We start from the raw sequence: 13,773 nt of genomic DNA on the forward strand, positions 1-13,773 counted from the left end.
CCCTCCTGTTCAGCTACTGACGGGGTGGTGCGTAACGGCAAAAGCACCGCCGGACATCAGCGCTATCTCTGCTCTCACTGCCGTAAAACATGGCAACTGCAGTTCACTTACACCGCTTCTCAACCCGGTACGCACCAGAAAATCATTGATATGGCCATGAATGGCGTTGGATGCCGGGCAACCGCCCGCATTATGGGCGTTGGCCTCAACACGATTTTACGTCACTTAAAAAACTCAGGCCGCAGTCGGTAACCTCGCGCATACAGCCGGGCAGTGACGTCATCGTCTGCGCGGAAATGGACGAACAGTGGGGATACGTCGGGGCTAAATCGCGCCAGCGCTGGCTGTTTTACGCGTATGACAGGCTCCGGAAGACGGTTTGCGCACGTATTCGGTGAACGCACTATGGCGACGCTGGGGCGTCTTATGAGCCTGCTGTCACCCTTTGACGTGGTGATATGGATGACGGATGGCTGGCCGCTGTATGAATCCCGCCTGAAGGGAAAGCTGCACGTAATCAGCAAGCGATATACGCAGCGAATTGAGCGGCATAACCTGAATCTGAGGCAGCACCTGGCACGGCTGGGACGGAAGTCGCTGTCGCTCACAAAATCGGTGGAGCTGCATGACAAAGTCATCGGGCATTATCTGAACATAAAACACTATCAATAATTTTGAGTCATTACCCAGTTAGCAATAACCCCCGCTTGCGGGGGCCATACCCACCAGGAGCAAACGCAGAAAGCCCGAGATACTTCTGCTGTACCGGGGGCTGGCGACATTTCAGGCAACACTCATAGTTGACATCCTCCCCGCCCTAAAGGGCGGGGAGGATGTCAATAATAGCAGACCACATCATGATGTCATTCTGACCGACAGATGCCAGAAGCAGAGGATCCATCCCATTTTATACCTACCTTATAACACTTAGAAAAACAACATGTTAAAAATGTTTATTGGAAACAATTTTATTTCCAATTGTAATGATAACCATTCTCATATTAATATGGCTACGTGATAATTAACTTTTGATGCACTCCGCATGTCTGACCGTGCCACTTCCACAGCTTCCTTAACGTTCGAGTCGCTTTATGGCACCCATCACGGCTGGTTGAAAAGTTGGCTGACGCGCAAACTCCAGTCTGCCTTTGATGCAGATGACATTGCCCAGGACACTTTTTTGCGGGTAATGAGCAGCGAAACGCTCTCGACGATCCGCGATCCTCGCTCTTTCCTGTGCACTATCGCCAAACGCGTGATGGTGGACCTGTTTCGCCGAAACGCGCTGGAAAAAGCGTATCTGGAGATGCTGGCGCTTATGCCGGAGGGGGTAGCGCCTTCACCTGAGGAACGCGAAAGCCAGCTCGAGACCCTACAACTCGTCGACAGCATGCTGGACGGGCTAAACGGAAAAACACGTGAAGCGTTTCTGCTTTCGCAACTGGATGGCCTGACATACAGCGAGATTGCGCACAAACTCGGTGTTTCCGTCAGCTCCGTGAAAAAATACGTGGCGAAAGCCGTCGAGCACTGCCTGCTGTTTCGTCTGGAGCATGGGTTATGAATCCTTCGTTAACCGATTCCCGCCGTCAGGCGCTGCGTTCAGCTTCCCACTGGTATGCCGTGCTAAGCGGCGAGCGCGTCAGCCCACAACAGGAAGCGCGCTGGCAACAGTGGTATGAACAGGATCAGGATAACCAGTGGGCCTGGCAGCAGGTTGAAAACCTGCGCAACCAGCTTGGCGGTGTGCCTGGCGACGTTGCCAGCCGGGCGCTGCACGATACCCGCCTCACCCGCCGTCACGTGATGAAAGGATTACTGCTGTTGCTCGGCGCTGGCGGAGGCTGGCAACTCTGGCAGTCGGAAACCGGCGAAGGTCTGCGGGCAGATTACCGCACCGCCAAAGGCGCAGTCAGCCGTCAGCAACTGGAAGATGACTCCCTGCTCACGCTGAATACCCAAAGCGCGGCGGATGTGCGTTTTGATGCGCATCAGCGCACCGTCCGGCTCTGGTACGGTGAAATCGCCATTACTACCGCGAAAGATGCGCAGCAACGCCCCTTCCGCGTCCTGACCCGTCAGGGCCAACTCACCGCTTTAGGGACAGAATTTACCGTCCGCCAGCAGGATAATTTCACGCAGCTTGACGTGCAGCAGCACGCCGTGGAAGTGCTTCTCGCCAGTGCCCCCGCGCAAAAACGCATCGTGAACGCTGGTGAAAGCCTGCAGTTCAGCGCCTCTGAGTTTGGCGCAGTGAAACCGCTGGATGACGAGAGTACAAGCTGGACGAAGGGCATCCTGAGCTTCAGCGATAAACCGCTGGGTGAGGTGATAGCCACGCTAAGCCGTTACCGCAACGGCGTGCTGCGCTGCGATCCCGCCGTTGCCGGGCTGCGCCTGAGCGGGACGTTCCCGCTGAAAAATACCGATGCGATCCTGAACGTTATCGCTCAAACGCTTCCCGTTAAAATTCAGTCTATTACGCGGTACTGGATAAACATTTCACCGCTGTAAGAAAAATAATTCTCATTTCGATTGTCCTTTTTACCCTTCTCGTTCGACTCATAGCTGAACACAACAAAAATGATGATGGAGAAGGTATGACGCCGTTACGCGTTTTTCGTAAAACAACACCTTTGGTTAACGCCATTCGCCTGAGCCTGCTGCCGCTGGCCGGTCTCTCGTTTTCCGCTTTTGCTGCACAGGTTGATATCGCACCGGGATCGCTCGACAAAGCGCTCAATCAGTATGCCGCACACAGCGGAATTACCCTCTCGGTTGACGCCAGCCTGACGCGCGGCAAGCAGAGCAACGGCCTGCACGGAGATTACGACGTCGAGAGCGGCCTGCAACAACTGCTGGACGGCAGCGGACTGCAGGTAAAACCGCTGAGAAATAACAGCTGGACGCTGGAGACCGCGCCCGCGCCAAAAGAAGATGCCCTGACCGTGGTCGGCGACTGGCTGGGCGATGCGCGTGAAAACGACGTATTTGAACATGCTGGCGCGCGTGACGTGATCCGCCGTGAGGATTTCGCCAAAACCGGCGCAACCACCATGCGTGAGGTGCTTAACCGCATCCCTGGCGTCAGCGCGCCGGAAAACAACGGCACCGGCAGCCACGACCTGGCGATGAACTTTGGCATCCGGGGCCTGAACCCACGCCTCGCCAGCCGCTCGACCGTCCTGATGGACGGCATCCCCGTCCCCTTTGCCCCTTACGGTCAGCCGCAGCTTTCACTGGCTCCCGTTTCGCTCGGCAACATGGATGCCATTGACGTGGTGCGCGGTGGTGGTGCGGTGCGTTACGGACCGCAGAGCGTGGGCGGCGTGGTGAACTTTGTTACCCGCGCCATTCCGCAGGACTTTGGTATCGAGGCGGGGGTGGAAGGTCAGCTCAGCCCAACCTCTTCACAAAACAACCCGAAAGAGACGCACAACCTGATGGTGGGCGGCACAGCGGACAACGGTTTTGGCACCGCGCTGCTCTACTCCGGCACGCGCGGCAGTGACTGGCGCGAGCACAGCGCCACCCGCATCGACGACCTGATGCTGAAAAGCAAATATGCGCCGAATGAGGTGCACACCTTCAACAGCCTGCTGCAATATTACGATGGTGAAGCCGACATGCCCGGCGGCCTGTCCCGCGCGGATTACGACGCCGATCGCTGGCAATCCACCCGCCCGTATGACCGCTTCTGGGGCCGTCGCAAGCTGGCGAGCCTGGGCTACCAGTTCCAGCCGGACAGCCAGCATAAATTCAACATTCAGGGGTTCTACACCCAAACCCTGCGCAGCGGCTACCTGGAGCAAGGCAAACGCATCACCCTCTCGCCGCGTATCTACTGGGTGCGCGGTATTGAGCCACGCTACAGCCAGAGCTTTATGATCGGCCCTTCCGCGCACGAAGTGGGCGTGGGCTATCGCTATGTGAATGAATCAACGCATGAAATGCGTTACTACACCGCCACCAGCAGCGGGCAGTTGCCGTCCGGCTCAAGCCCTTACGACCGCGACACGCGTTCCGGCACCGAGGCGCACGCCTGGTATCTGGATGACAAAATCGACATCGGCAACTGGACCATCACGCCGGGTATGCGTTTCGAACATATCGAGTCATACCAGAACAACGCCATCAAAGGCACGCACGAAGAGGTGAGCTATAACGCACCGCTTCCGGCGTTGAACGTGCTCTATCACCTGACTGATAGCTGGAATCTTTATGCAAACACTGAAGGCTCGTTCGGCACCGTACAGTACAGCCAGATTGGCAAGGCTGTGCAAAGCGGCAATGTGGAACCGGAAAAAGCGCGAACCTGGGAACTCGGTACCCGCTACGATGACGGCGCGCTGACGGCGGAAATGGGGCTGTTCCTGATTAACTTTAACAATCAGTACGACTCCAACCAGACCAACGACACCGTCACTGCACGTGGCAAAACGCGCCATACCGGGCTGGAAACGCAGGCACGTTACGACCTGGGTACGCTAACGCCAACGCTTGATAACGTTTCCGTCTACGCCAGCTATGCGTATGTGAACGCGGAAATCCGCGAGAAAGGCGACACCTATGGCAATCAGGTGCCATTCTCCCCGAAACATAAAGGCACGCTGGGCGTGGACTACAAGCCGGGCAACTGGACGTTCAATCTGAACAGCGATTTCCAGTCCAGCCAGTTTGCGGATAACGCCAATACGGTGAAAGAGAGCGCCGACGGCAGTACCGGCCGCATTCCCGGCTTCATGCTCTGGGGCGCACGCGTGGCGTATGACTTTGGCCCGCAGATGGCAGATCTGAACCTGGCGTTCGGTGTGAAAAACATCTTCGACCAGGACTACTTCATCCGCTCTTATGACGACAACAACAAAGGCATCTACGCAGGCCAGCCGCGCACGCTGTATATGCAGGGGTCGTTGAAGTTCTGATGTGTTAACGCCCGGCTTGCCGGGCTTTTAGCTGGAATGTGACTATGTTGGCATTTATCCGTTTTCTTTTTGCAGGCCTGCTGCTGGTGATCGGCCACGCCTTTGCCGCCACGGTTCAGGACGAACACGGCACGTTTACACTCGATAAAACGCCACAACGGATTGTGGTGCTGGAACTCTCGTTCGCCGATGCGCTGGCCGCCGTGGACGTCAGCCCGATCGGTATTGCCGACGATAACGATGCAAAACGCATCCTGCCCGAAGTGCGTGCGCACCTGAAACCGTGGCAGTCCGTCGGAACGCGCGCGCAGCCGAGCCTGGAAGCCATTGCTGCCCTGAAACCAGACCTGATCATTGCCGACAGCAGTCGCCATGCGGGGATTTACACTGCCTTGCAGCAAATCGCGCCGGTACTGCTGCTTAAGTCCCGCAACGAAACCTACGCTGAAAATTTGCACTCAGCGGCTATCATCGGCGAAGTGGTAGGTAAAAAACGAGAGATGCAGGCGCGTCTGGAACAACATAAAGAGAAGATGGCGCAGTGGTCCAGCCAGCTTCCCACAGGGACACGCGTGGCCTTTGGCACATCACGCGAACAGCTATTCAACCTGCATACCCAGGAGACCTGGACCGGCAGCGTGCTGGCTTCTCTGGGGCTGAACGTTCCCGCTGCGATGGCGGGCGCGTCCATGCCGTCCATCGGCCTGGAGCAACTGCTGGCGGTCAATCCTGCCTGGCTGCTGGTTGCCCACTATCGCGAAGAGAGCATTGTTAAACGCTGGCAACAAGATCCGCTCTGGCAGATATTAACCGCCGCGCAGAAGCAGCAGGTTGCTTCAGTCGACAGTAACGCCTGGGCGCGGATGCGCGGTATTTTTGCCGCAGAGCGTATTGCCGCTGACACGGTAAAAATCTTCCACCATCAGCCGCTTACCGATGTGAAATGACCGCGCTAAAACACCCGGTGCTGCTGTGGGGGCTTCCCGTTGCAGTACTTATTATTATTTTCTGGCTGAGTCTGTTTTGCTACTCGGCCATTCCTGTTTCCGGAGCAGACGCAATCCGCGCCCTGCTGCCTGGACACACGCCAACGCTACCAGAAGCGCTGGTGCAAAACCTTCGTTTGCCGCGAAGCCTGGTCGCCGTTCTGATCGGCGCAAGCCTGGCGCTCGCGGGCACGCTGCTGCAAACCCTGACCCACAACCCAATGGCCTCTCCTTCACTGCTCGGCATTAACAGCGGCGCGGCGCTGGCTATGGCGCTTACCAGCGCGCTGAGTCCGACGCCGGTTGCAGGCTATTCCCTGTCGTTCATCGCGGCATGCGGGGGCGGCGTGAGCTGGCTGCTGGTCATGACCGCAGGAGGCGGGTTTCGTCATACCCAGGACAGAAACAAACTGATCCTCGCGGGTATCGCGCTGTCGGCCTTTTGTATGGCCCTGACCCGCATCACCCTGCTGCTGGCCGAAGATCATGCTTACGGCATCTTTTACTGGCTGGCAGGCGGAGTGTCCCACGCCCACTGGCAGGATGTCTGGCAGCTCTTGCCGGTGGTGGTCACTGCAGTCCCTGTCGTGTTGCTGCTGGCGAATCAACTGAACCTGCTCAACGTCAGCGACAGTACCGCCCATACGCTGGGAGTGAACCTGCCGAGACTACGTTTGATCATCAATATGTTAGTGCTGCTTCTGGTTGGCGCGTGCGTCAGTGTGGCAGGTCCGGTGGCGTTTATCGGCCTGCTGGTGCCACATCTGGCGCGCTTCTGGGCAGGCTTCGATCAGCGCAACGTACTGCCGGTGAGCATGCTGCTGGGGGCCACGCTGATGCTGATGGCAGATGTACTCGCACGCGCGCTGGCCTTCCCCGGCGATCTGCCCGCAGGCGCAGTGCTGGCGCTGATTGGCAGTCCTTGCTTTGTCTGGCTGGTGAGGAGGCGAGGATGAAAATTGCGCTGGTCATTTTCATCACCCTTGCCCTGGCAGGTTGTGCGCTGTTATCACTCCATATGGGGGTGATCCCCGTGCCGTGGCGCGCGCTGCTGACCGACTGGCAGGACGGACGCGAGCATTATTATGTATTGATGGAGTACCGACTGCCGCGCTTGCTGCTGGCACTGTTTGTCGGTGCAGCCCTCGCCGTGGCGGGCGTGCTGGTACAGGGGATTGTGCGTAACCCGCTAGCATCACCGGATATTCTCGGCATTAACCATGCCGCCAGCCTTGCCTCTGTGGGAGCACTGCTTCTTATGCCATCACTATCCGTGATGGTGCTGCCGCTGCTGGCCTTTGCGGGCGGTATGGCGGGGTTGATCTTGCTGAAGATGCTGGCAAAGACCCACCAGCCGATGAAGCTGGCGCTCACCGGCGTGGCGCTTTCCGCCTGCTGGGCGAGCCTGACGGATTACCTGATGCTCCTGCACCCGCAGGATGTAAACAGTGCCCTGCTGTGGCTGACGGGTAGCTTATGGGGGCGCGACTGGCACTTTGTGAAGATTGCCGTGCCGTTGCTCATTCTGTTTTTGCCGCTGAGCCTGCGCTTTTGTCGCGATCTCGACCTGCTGGCGCTGGGCGATGCACGAGCAGCCACGCTCGGCGTGTCGGTTCAGCGCACCCGGTTCCAGGGGCTGATGCTGGCTGTCGCGATGACAGCAACCGGCGTGGCCGTCTGTGGCCCGATAAGTTTTATTGGTCTCGTCGTGCCGCACATGGTGCGCAGGATCGCCGGCGGGCGTCACCGCTGGCTGATGCCCGTTTCGGCCCTGACGGGCGCGTTGTTGCTGGTCATTGCCGATCTGCTGGCACGAATCATTCATCCGCCGCTGGAGCTTCCGGCAGGCGTGCTGACCGCCATTATCGGCGCACCGTGGTTTGTCTGGCTGCTTGTGAGAATGCGATAAATGAGATTACGTACTGAAAATCTGACCGTCAGCTATGGCGCACAAACCGTGCTGGATGGACTTTCTCTCGCCCTGCCTGCCGGAAAAATCACGGCCCTGCTCGGCCCTAACGGTTGCGGGAAATCGACGCTGTTGAACTGTTTTTCTCGCCTGTTAACACCAGACTCTGGCGAGATATTGCTTGATGAAAAACCCATAGCCGGTTTTTCCGCCCGCCAGCTGGCTCGCCGCCTGGCTTTACTGCCGCAACACCATTTATCCCCCGAGGGGATCACTGTACGGGAACTGGTTTCCTACGGCCGCAGCCCGTGGCTGTCGTTGTGGGGGCGACTCTCCGCGGAAGACAACGAGCGGGTCAACGTGGCAATGAGTCAGACCCGGACGCGCAATCTGGCTGACCGCAGGTTAACCCAGCTTTCCGGCGGCCAGCGCCAGCGTGCGTTTCTGGCGATGGTGCTGGCACAGGATACCCCACTCATTCTTCTTGATGAGCCTACGACCTACCTCGATATCAATCATCAGGTTGAACTGATGCGCCTGATGGTTGAACTCAAAAGGCAGGGGAAAACCGTAGTGACGGTACTCCACGATCTGAATCAGGCCAGCCGCTATTGCGATCATCTGGTGGTACTGGCAAGCGGTCGCGTGATGGCGCAAGGTGCTCCGGAAGCAGTGATGAAACCAGAGCTTCTAAAGACGGTGTTCAGCGTAGAAGCGGAAATCCATCCCGAACCGGTATCTGGCAGACCCATGTGTGTGGTGAAGTAGTCTGGCGAAGTCATAAGGATCATCACAGGACAGATAAAGGAAGTGATAACCACCTGCCAACAGGCACCAAAATCTGGCTGGTTGCCGGTATCACCGACATGCGCAACGGCTTCAATGGTCTCGCCGCAAAGGTGCAGACGATGCTGAAAGATGACCCGATATCCGGCCATGTCTTCATCTTCCGGGGCCGCAGCGGCAGTAAGGTCAAACTGCTGTGGTCCACCGGCGACGGGCTGTGCCTGCTGACCAAACGGCTGGAACGCGGCCGCTTCGCCTGGCCCTCTGCCCGCGATGGCAAAGTGTTCCTGACCCCGGCGCAGCTGGCAATGCTTCTGGAAGGCATCGACTGGCGGCAGCCTAAAAGACTGCTTACGTCCCTGACCATGTTGTAGGCCTCTTTATCCTGGTTGTCGTTGAATAAGCCTGGTAAAATGCGGGCTTATGAACAACACCTCCCCCTGACGACATCCTTCTGCTGAAACAGCGCCTGTCCGAACAGGAAGCGCTGAACCGCGCCCTGCTGGAAAAGCAGGCCGACCGGGAGCGCGAAATAGACCATCTGCAGGCGCAGCTGGATAAGATTCGCCGGATGAACTTCGGCAGTCGTTCTGAATAAATCTCCCGCCGCATCGCGCAGATAGAAGCCGACCTGAACCGGCTTCAGACAGAAAGCGATACGCTGACGGGTCGGGTTGCCGATACGGGCCGGGCCCCGTATCGTTTTAACCCTGAATATTCATCGCAGATATTGTTTCGGGTTTTCCGGTATACCAGCCCTGAACTAGGTAACCGGGGCCAAGAGAACGGACGAATTCAAACTGTCCTGGCGTTTCCACCCCTTCAAACACCAGTGGTTTGCCAGTACCACGTAACCCTTTCACCACAGAAACAAGTAGCGCTCGCTTCACCGGGTCATCAATATTGGCAATAAAAATACGGTCTATTTTTATCTCATCGAAATCCAGTACCGTCAGCCATTCAATATGGGGGCCGCTTGGCAAACGGAATCTATGGTCACTCCCGTTTTTGCAACACCGATTTTGACGACAAGTTGGCTTGCTTGAATCTATCCGGCGTCTGAATGGGATTTTATTCCCGCGCCTTGATGAGTTCCGCGCCTGATGAACCTCCAGAAAATATACGGCTTCAATGAGCCTTTCCGTTTTACAGGTTCCTCAACAGGCCGGTGGGCCGTTAGTATCATCAATATCAGTATTCGCAAAACCAGATCAGTAATTCTTTAAACCGGTGTATTTCTGCCGTTATGCTACATAAGTTTGCTGTCGTGCCGTTAGGGCCCAGGCTATTCTGGCCAGCTTGTTTGCCAGAGCACAAGTGACGACAAAGTTGCTTTTCCGGCACAGTAAATCCCTGACCCAATCGGCCAATTTGCCAGACTGGTGTTCCAGTTTTTGTATGAATACCCTGGCACATTGAACCAACAAAGTTCGGATCTTTTTATTACCTCGCTTACTAATTCCCAGCAATGTCGTCCTACCTCCCGTGCTGTACTGCCGAGGTACAAGCCCTGTTGCCGCCGCAAAGTCACGGCTGCTGGCGTACTGCTTCCCGTCGCCAATCTCAGTTGAAATAGTACTCGCTGTCAGTGTTCCGACGCAGGGAATGCTCAGCAAGCGCTGTCCAACCTCATCTTCGTCCAACTTTCGTTTCAACTGGGATTCCAAATCTTTAATCTGCTCAACAAGATAGTGATAATGCTGTTGTAATTTCAGCAATAACTGGCTGAGGTAAAGAGGCAAACTATTATCCTCAAGAATGGTACTCAGTCGGCTAATAACGGCAGCTCCTCGGGGAACGCTAATGCCAAATTCCAGCAGAAAAGCATGCATTTGATTGGTTGTTTTTACCTTATCCTGAACCAGGGATTCACGGACACGATGCAGAGCCCGCATTGCCTGCTGAGATTCCGTTCTGGGCTGCACAAAACGCATAGACGGACGCGATGCAGCTTCACAAATAGCTTCGGCGTCGACAAAGTCGTTTTTATTGCTTTTAACGAACGGGCGGACAAATTGTGGTGATATCAGCTTTGGGGAATGCCCCAACTCTTCCAACTTGCGTGCCATAAAGTGAGAACCGCCACAGGCTTCCATTGCGATGGTTGTAGCGGGGCATGTCGCCAAAAATTCGATCAACTTTGGCCGGGTAAATTTTTTACGGTAAACAGCCTTCCCGCGACGATCCTGGCAATGAATATGGAAAGAGTTTTTACCCAGATCGATACCAATGAGCGCAATGTTTTCCATGATAGTTCTCCGAATGAAAGCCTGTCCTCAGCATAATACCGGGAAGGAGGGAGTGACCATCTCATTAAATATCCTACGTTAAGCCTGTTTTTTGAGCTGGCATGGCGGGCAGCTATGAGCGAAGTATAGTCATTCGCCCTATCTCTTTTGTCGCACTTTCAACAAGGGGGTCGCTTGGAAAGCGGAACGAGGTCAGTCTCCGCCCGGACTGCTCAGCTCTTTAAACAGCAAAAGAGAGGCATCTTATGAGAAGGGATTGTTCAGTATGTCAGGGCAGACTGCTTTTTCATCCGCAGGTACTGAGGGTAAATGCTCAATTCCGGTACGATTCTTACTCTATAGCCAGACAGAATTCAGCATTGTGCTGAACCCGAATCTTTTTTTACTCTGACAGGCCTGTTCATCAGAACCCTGAAAAAACAATTTTCCCGTTCACATTTTTATTTTCCATGTCCTCATGAGCCCGGCGAAGTGCTTTAGCATTCAGCCTGCCATACTCTGCCAGCAACGGAGGTTTGAGCTTACCGGAATCCAGCATGCATGAGAGTTTGTTAAGAATATCATGCTGTTTAGACATGTCCGCAGTAGCATGCATGGGGCGGGTAAACATTGCCTCCCAGTGAACAGAAACGCTCTTAAATTTGATCAAACACAGATCCAGTGGTTCAGGGTCGTCGATGAGTCCGATACGGCCTTGTGGGGCAATAATTTCGGCCATATTTTCCCAGGCAGATGGCGTGGTGTACGTTGAGAAAATCCGGGTAATGGGAGGGAGTCCAGCAAGGCTGGCAACCTGTGGCGCAAGCGCACATGAATGATCCAGGACATAATGCGCACCAAACCCGCGAACCGCTCTGACACTCTCCTGCCGGGAGGCAGTCCCGATGATGTTCACCCGACTCAGAGTGCGGGCAAGCTGTATAGCCATACAAGGGACTCCGCCCGCACCGCCAAGCATCAACAGGGTCTGATCAGCATCTCCGTTCACTGACAACTGCAGACGATCAAATAACATTTCCCAGGCTGTCAGACCGGTCAGAGGAACCGACGCTGCAGCTTCAAAACTTAGTGCTGCCGGCTTTATCCCCGTAATGCGTTCGTCAACCAGCTGAAACTCTGCGTTGGCTCCCTGGCGATCGAGCACACCGGCATAGAAAACGTGGTCACCTGGCCTGAACAGCGTCACCTCTGGTCCGGTTGCTTCAACAACACCGGAAGCGTCGTATCCCATAACTACCGGATTGCCTGCAGAGGGACTGATGTTTCGCCGGCTTTTCAGGTCCCGTGGGTTAACCGCGACCGCCCTGACTCTGATCAAAAGATCACGCCCCTTGGGCATGGATGGGTGGGGAAGCGACAAATCTTCAATAACGGATGTACTTTCCCGGGTTGCCAGAAACCAACGGCTTTCATTCTGTCTCCTTAAAAAGGTCAGTCACCAGATAAATAAATGTAAAAGTGTGCGGAACGCGATACCCGCCAGTGCCCCCGGCAGTGCAAATCGAAAAATACGCGGAAAGCGGGCGCTGGGTAATGCTGTCAACCTGTTGATGACTATTTTAATCTGTAGTCATTCAATCCTTGTAACATCAGGATGATCCTGGTGTCAGTGAAAATACGAAATCAACACGTTGGTATCATTACCCACCTGTGAACTGACGTCGGCATTTTGAATCTCACTTCGGCGTGCCCCCTCCGAATGGCGCAAAACATTTCGTGGTATGGCATGATAGCACCCGAAGAGAGTCAATTCAGGGTGGTAAATGTGAAACCAGTAACGCTATACGATGTCGCAGAGTATGCCGGTGTCTCTTATCAGACCGTTTCCCGCGTGGTGAACCAGGCCAGCCACGTCTCTGCGAAAACGCGGGAAAAGGTGGAAGCGGCGATGGCGCAGCTGAACTACATTCCCAACCGCGTGGCACAACAACTGGCGGGGAAACAGTCGTTGCTGATTGGCGTTGCTACCTCCAGTCTGGCCCTGCACGCGCCGTCGCAAATTGTCGCGGCGATTAAATCTCGCGCCGATCAACTGGGTGCCAGCGTGGTGGTGTCGATGGTAGAACGAAGCGGCGTCGAAGCCTGTAAAGCGGCGGTGCACAATCTTCTCGCGCAACGCGTCAGTGGGCTGATCATTAACTATCCGCTGGATGACCAGGATGCCATTGCTGTGGAAGCTGCCTGCGCTAATGTTCCGGCGTTATTTCTTGATGTCTCTGACCAGACTCCCATCAACAGTATTATTTTCTCCCATGAAGACGGTACGCGACTGGGCGTGGAGCATCTGGTCGCATTGGGTCACCAGCAAATCGCGCTGTTAGCGGGCCCATTAAGTTCTGTCTCGGCGCGTCTGCGTCTGGCGGGCTGGCATAAATATCTCACTCGCAATCAAATTCATCCGATAGCGGAACGGGAAGGCGACTGGAGTGCCATGTCCGGTTTTCAACAAACCATGCAAATGCTAAATGAGGGCATCGTTCCCACTGCGATGCTGGTTGCCAACGATCAGATGGCGCTGGGCGCAATGCGCGCCATTACCGAGTCCGGGTTGCGCGTTGGTGCGGATATCTCGGTAGTGGGATACGACGATACCGAAGACAGCTCGTGTTATATCCCGCCGTTAACCACCATCAAACAGGATTTTCGCCTGCTGGGGCAAACCAGCGTGGACCGCTTGCTGAAACTCTCTCAGGGCCAGGCGGTGAAGAGCAATCAGCTGTTGCCCGTCTCACTGGTGAAAAGAAAAACCACCCTGGCGCCCAATACGCAAACCACCTCTCCCCGCACGTTGGCAGATTCCTTAATGCAGCTGGCACGACAAGTTTCCCGACTTGAAAGCGGGCAGTGAGCGCAACGCAATTAATGTGAGTCAGCTCACTCATTAGGCACCCCAGGCTTTACACTCTATGTGTCCGGCT

General features: G+C 55.6%; 12 protein-coding genes and 3 pseudogenes. 12 read left to right on the forward strand and 3 right to left on the reverse strand.

The genetic code is table 11. The features are described 5' to 3' along the window. The 11 genes and pseudogenes from L463_RS24520 to L463_RS23155 all read left to right on the forward strand — a co-directional run. The coding region (locus L463_RS24520) for an IS1-like element transposase (protein ID WP_029039627.1) at positions 1 to 252 on the forward strand (252 nt) is incomplete at its 5' end. Between the two features lie 44 nt (positions 253 to 296). Further along, positions 297 to 672 (forward strand): annotated as a pseudogene (locus L463_RS24525) (IS1 family transposase). A gap of 370 nt (positions 673 to 1,042) precedes the next feature. Beyond that, a complete protein-coding gene (gene fecI / locus L463_RS22415; RefSeq protein WP_016151347.1) occupies positions 1,043 to 1,564 on the forward strand; it encodes an RNA polymerase sigma factor FecI in 522 nt (173 codons plus the stop codon). Continuing rightward, entirely contained in the window at positions 1,561 to 2,514 is a 954-nt protein-coding gene (gene fecR, locus L463_RS22410; RefSeq protein ID WP_023304425.1) for a ferric citrate uptake sigma factor regulator FecR, read from the forward strand. Before fecI ends, fecR begins: the two co-directional genes overlap by 4 nt. 86 nt (positions 2,515 to 2,600) lie before the next feature. Continuing rightward, complete coding sequence (gene fecA, locus L463_RS22405; protein ID WP_022652364.1) at positions 2,601 to 4,925, forward strand: TonB-dependent Fe(3+) dicitrate receptor FecA; 2,325 nt, start codon at positions 2,601 to 2,603, stop codon at positions 4,923 to 4,925. A 44-nt stretch (positions 4,926 to 4,969) separates the two neighbouring features. Next, the gene (fecB, locus tag L463_RS22400; protein WP_007898890.1) at positions 4,970 to 5,872 is read left to right on the forward strand and encodes a Fe(3+) dicitrate ABC transporter substrate-binding protein FecB; all 903 of its coding nucleotides are present in this window, start codon (positions 4,970 to 4,972) and stop codon (positions 5,870 to 5,872) included. Beyond that, on the forward strand, positions 5,869 to 6,867 hold the full coding sequence (gene fecC / locus L463_RS22395) for an iron-dicitrate ABC transporter permease FecC (protein WP_004118243.1): 999 nt from the start codon (positions 5,869 to 5,871) through the stop codon (positions 6,865 to 6,867). Before fecB ends, fecC begins: the two co-directional genes overlap by 4 nt. Next, a complete protein-coding gene (gene fecD / locus L463_RS22390) occupies positions 6,864 to 7,820 on the forward strand; it encodes a Fe(3+) dicitrate ABC transporter permease subunit FecD (protein ID WP_004118246.1) in 957 nt (318 codons plus the stop codon). The genes fecC and fecD overlap by 4 nt, the downstream gene beginning before the upstream one ends. Beyond that, positions 7,821 to 8,588, forward strand: a complete 768-nt coding sequence (gene fecE / locus L463_RS22385) for a Fe(3+) dicitrate ABC transporter ATP-binding protein FecE (protein WP_004152282.1) — start codon at positions 7,821 to 7,823, stop codon at positions 8,586 to 8,588. Positions 8,589 to 8,641: 53 nt separating this feature from the next. Further along, on the forward strand, positions 8,642 to 8,980 hold the full coding sequence (gene tnpB / locus L463_RS22380) for an IS66 family insertion sequence element accessory protein TnpB (protein WP_028018554.1): 339 nt from the start codon (positions 8,642 to 8,644) through the stop codon (positions 8,978 to 8,980). 49 nt (positions 8,981 to 9,029) lie between these two features. Next, positions 9,030 to 9,288, forward strand: a pseudogene (locus L463_RS23155) (IS66 family transposase); the annotation flags it as partial. 22 nt (positions 9,289 to 9,310) lie between these two features. Here L463_RS23155 and L463_RS0122430 read toward each other — a convergent pair. The 3 genes and pseudogenes from L463_RS0122430 to L463_RS22370 all read right to left on the reverse strand — a co-directional run bounded on the left by L463_RS0122430 (position 9,311) and on the right by L463_RS22370 (position 12,268). Further along, complete coding sequence (locus tag L463_RS0122430) at positions 9,311 to 9,589, reverse strand: EAL domain-containing protein (protein ID WP_007898884.1); 279 nt, start codon at positions 9,587 to 9,589, stop codon at positions 9,311 to 9,313. Positions 9,590 to 9,850: 261 nt separating this feature from the next. Continuing rightward, positions 9,851 to 10,855, reverse strand: a complete 1,005-nt coding sequence (locus L463_RS22375; RefSeq protein WP_000427623.1) for an IS110-like element IS4321 family transposase — start codon at positions 10,853 to 10,855, stop codon at positions 9,851 to 9,853. Positions 10,856 to 11,258: 403 nt separating this feature from the next. Beyond that, a pseudogene (locus tag L463_RS22370) lies at positions 11,259 to 12,268 on the reverse strand (zinc-binding alcohol dehydrogenase family protein). A gap of 352 nt (positions 12,269 to 12,620) precedes the next feature. Here L463_RS22370 and lacI point away from each other — a divergent pair. Further along, positions 12,621 to 13,703: a DNA-binding transcriptional repressor LacI gene (gene lacI, locus L463_RS22365; protein ID WP_007851507.1), complete on the forward strand. Its 1,083-nt coding sequence runs from the start codon at positions 12,621 to 12,623 to the stop codon at positions 13,701 to 13,703. Positions 13,704 to 13,773 lie beyond the last annotated feature (70 nt).

The sequence above is a fragment of the Enterobacter sp. BIDMC 27 genome (assembly GCF_000534415.1).
Taxonomy (GTDB): domain Bacteria; phylum Pseudomonadota; class Gammaproteobacteria; order Enterobacterales; family Enterobacteriaceae; genus Enterobacter; species Enterobacter hormaechei_C.

Coding starts and splice junctions, on each gene's coding strand:
- fecB (WP_007898890.1), top strand. CDS start 4,970: ATGTTGGCATTTATCCGTTTTCTTTTTGCAGGCCTGCTGCTGGTGATC.
- fecA (WP_022652364.1), top strand. CDS start 2,601: ATGACGCCGTTACGCGTTTTTCGTAAAACAACACCTTTGGTTAACGCC.
- fecD (WP_004118246.1), top strand. CDS start 6,864: ATGAAAATTGCGCTGGTCATTTTCATCACCCTTGCCCTGGCAGGTTGT.
- L463_RS22375 (WP_000427623.1), bottom strand. CDS start 10,855: ATGGAAAACATTGCGCTCATTGGTATCGATCTGGGTAAAAACTCTTTC.
- fecR (WP_023304425.1), top strand. CDS start 1,561: ATGAATCCTTCGTTAACCGATTCCCGCCGTCAGGCGCTGCGTTCAGCT.
- fecC (WP_004118243.1), top strand. CDS start 5,869: ATGACCGCGCTAAAACACCCGGTGCTGCTGTGGGGGCTTCCCGTTGCA.
- fecE (WP_004152282.1), top strand. CDS start 7,821: ATGAGATTACGTACTGAAAATCTGACCGTCAGCTATGGCGCACAAACC.
- fecI (WP_016151347.1), top strand. CDS start 1,043: ATGTCTGACCGTGCCACTTCCACAGCTTCCTTAACGTTCGAGTCGCTT.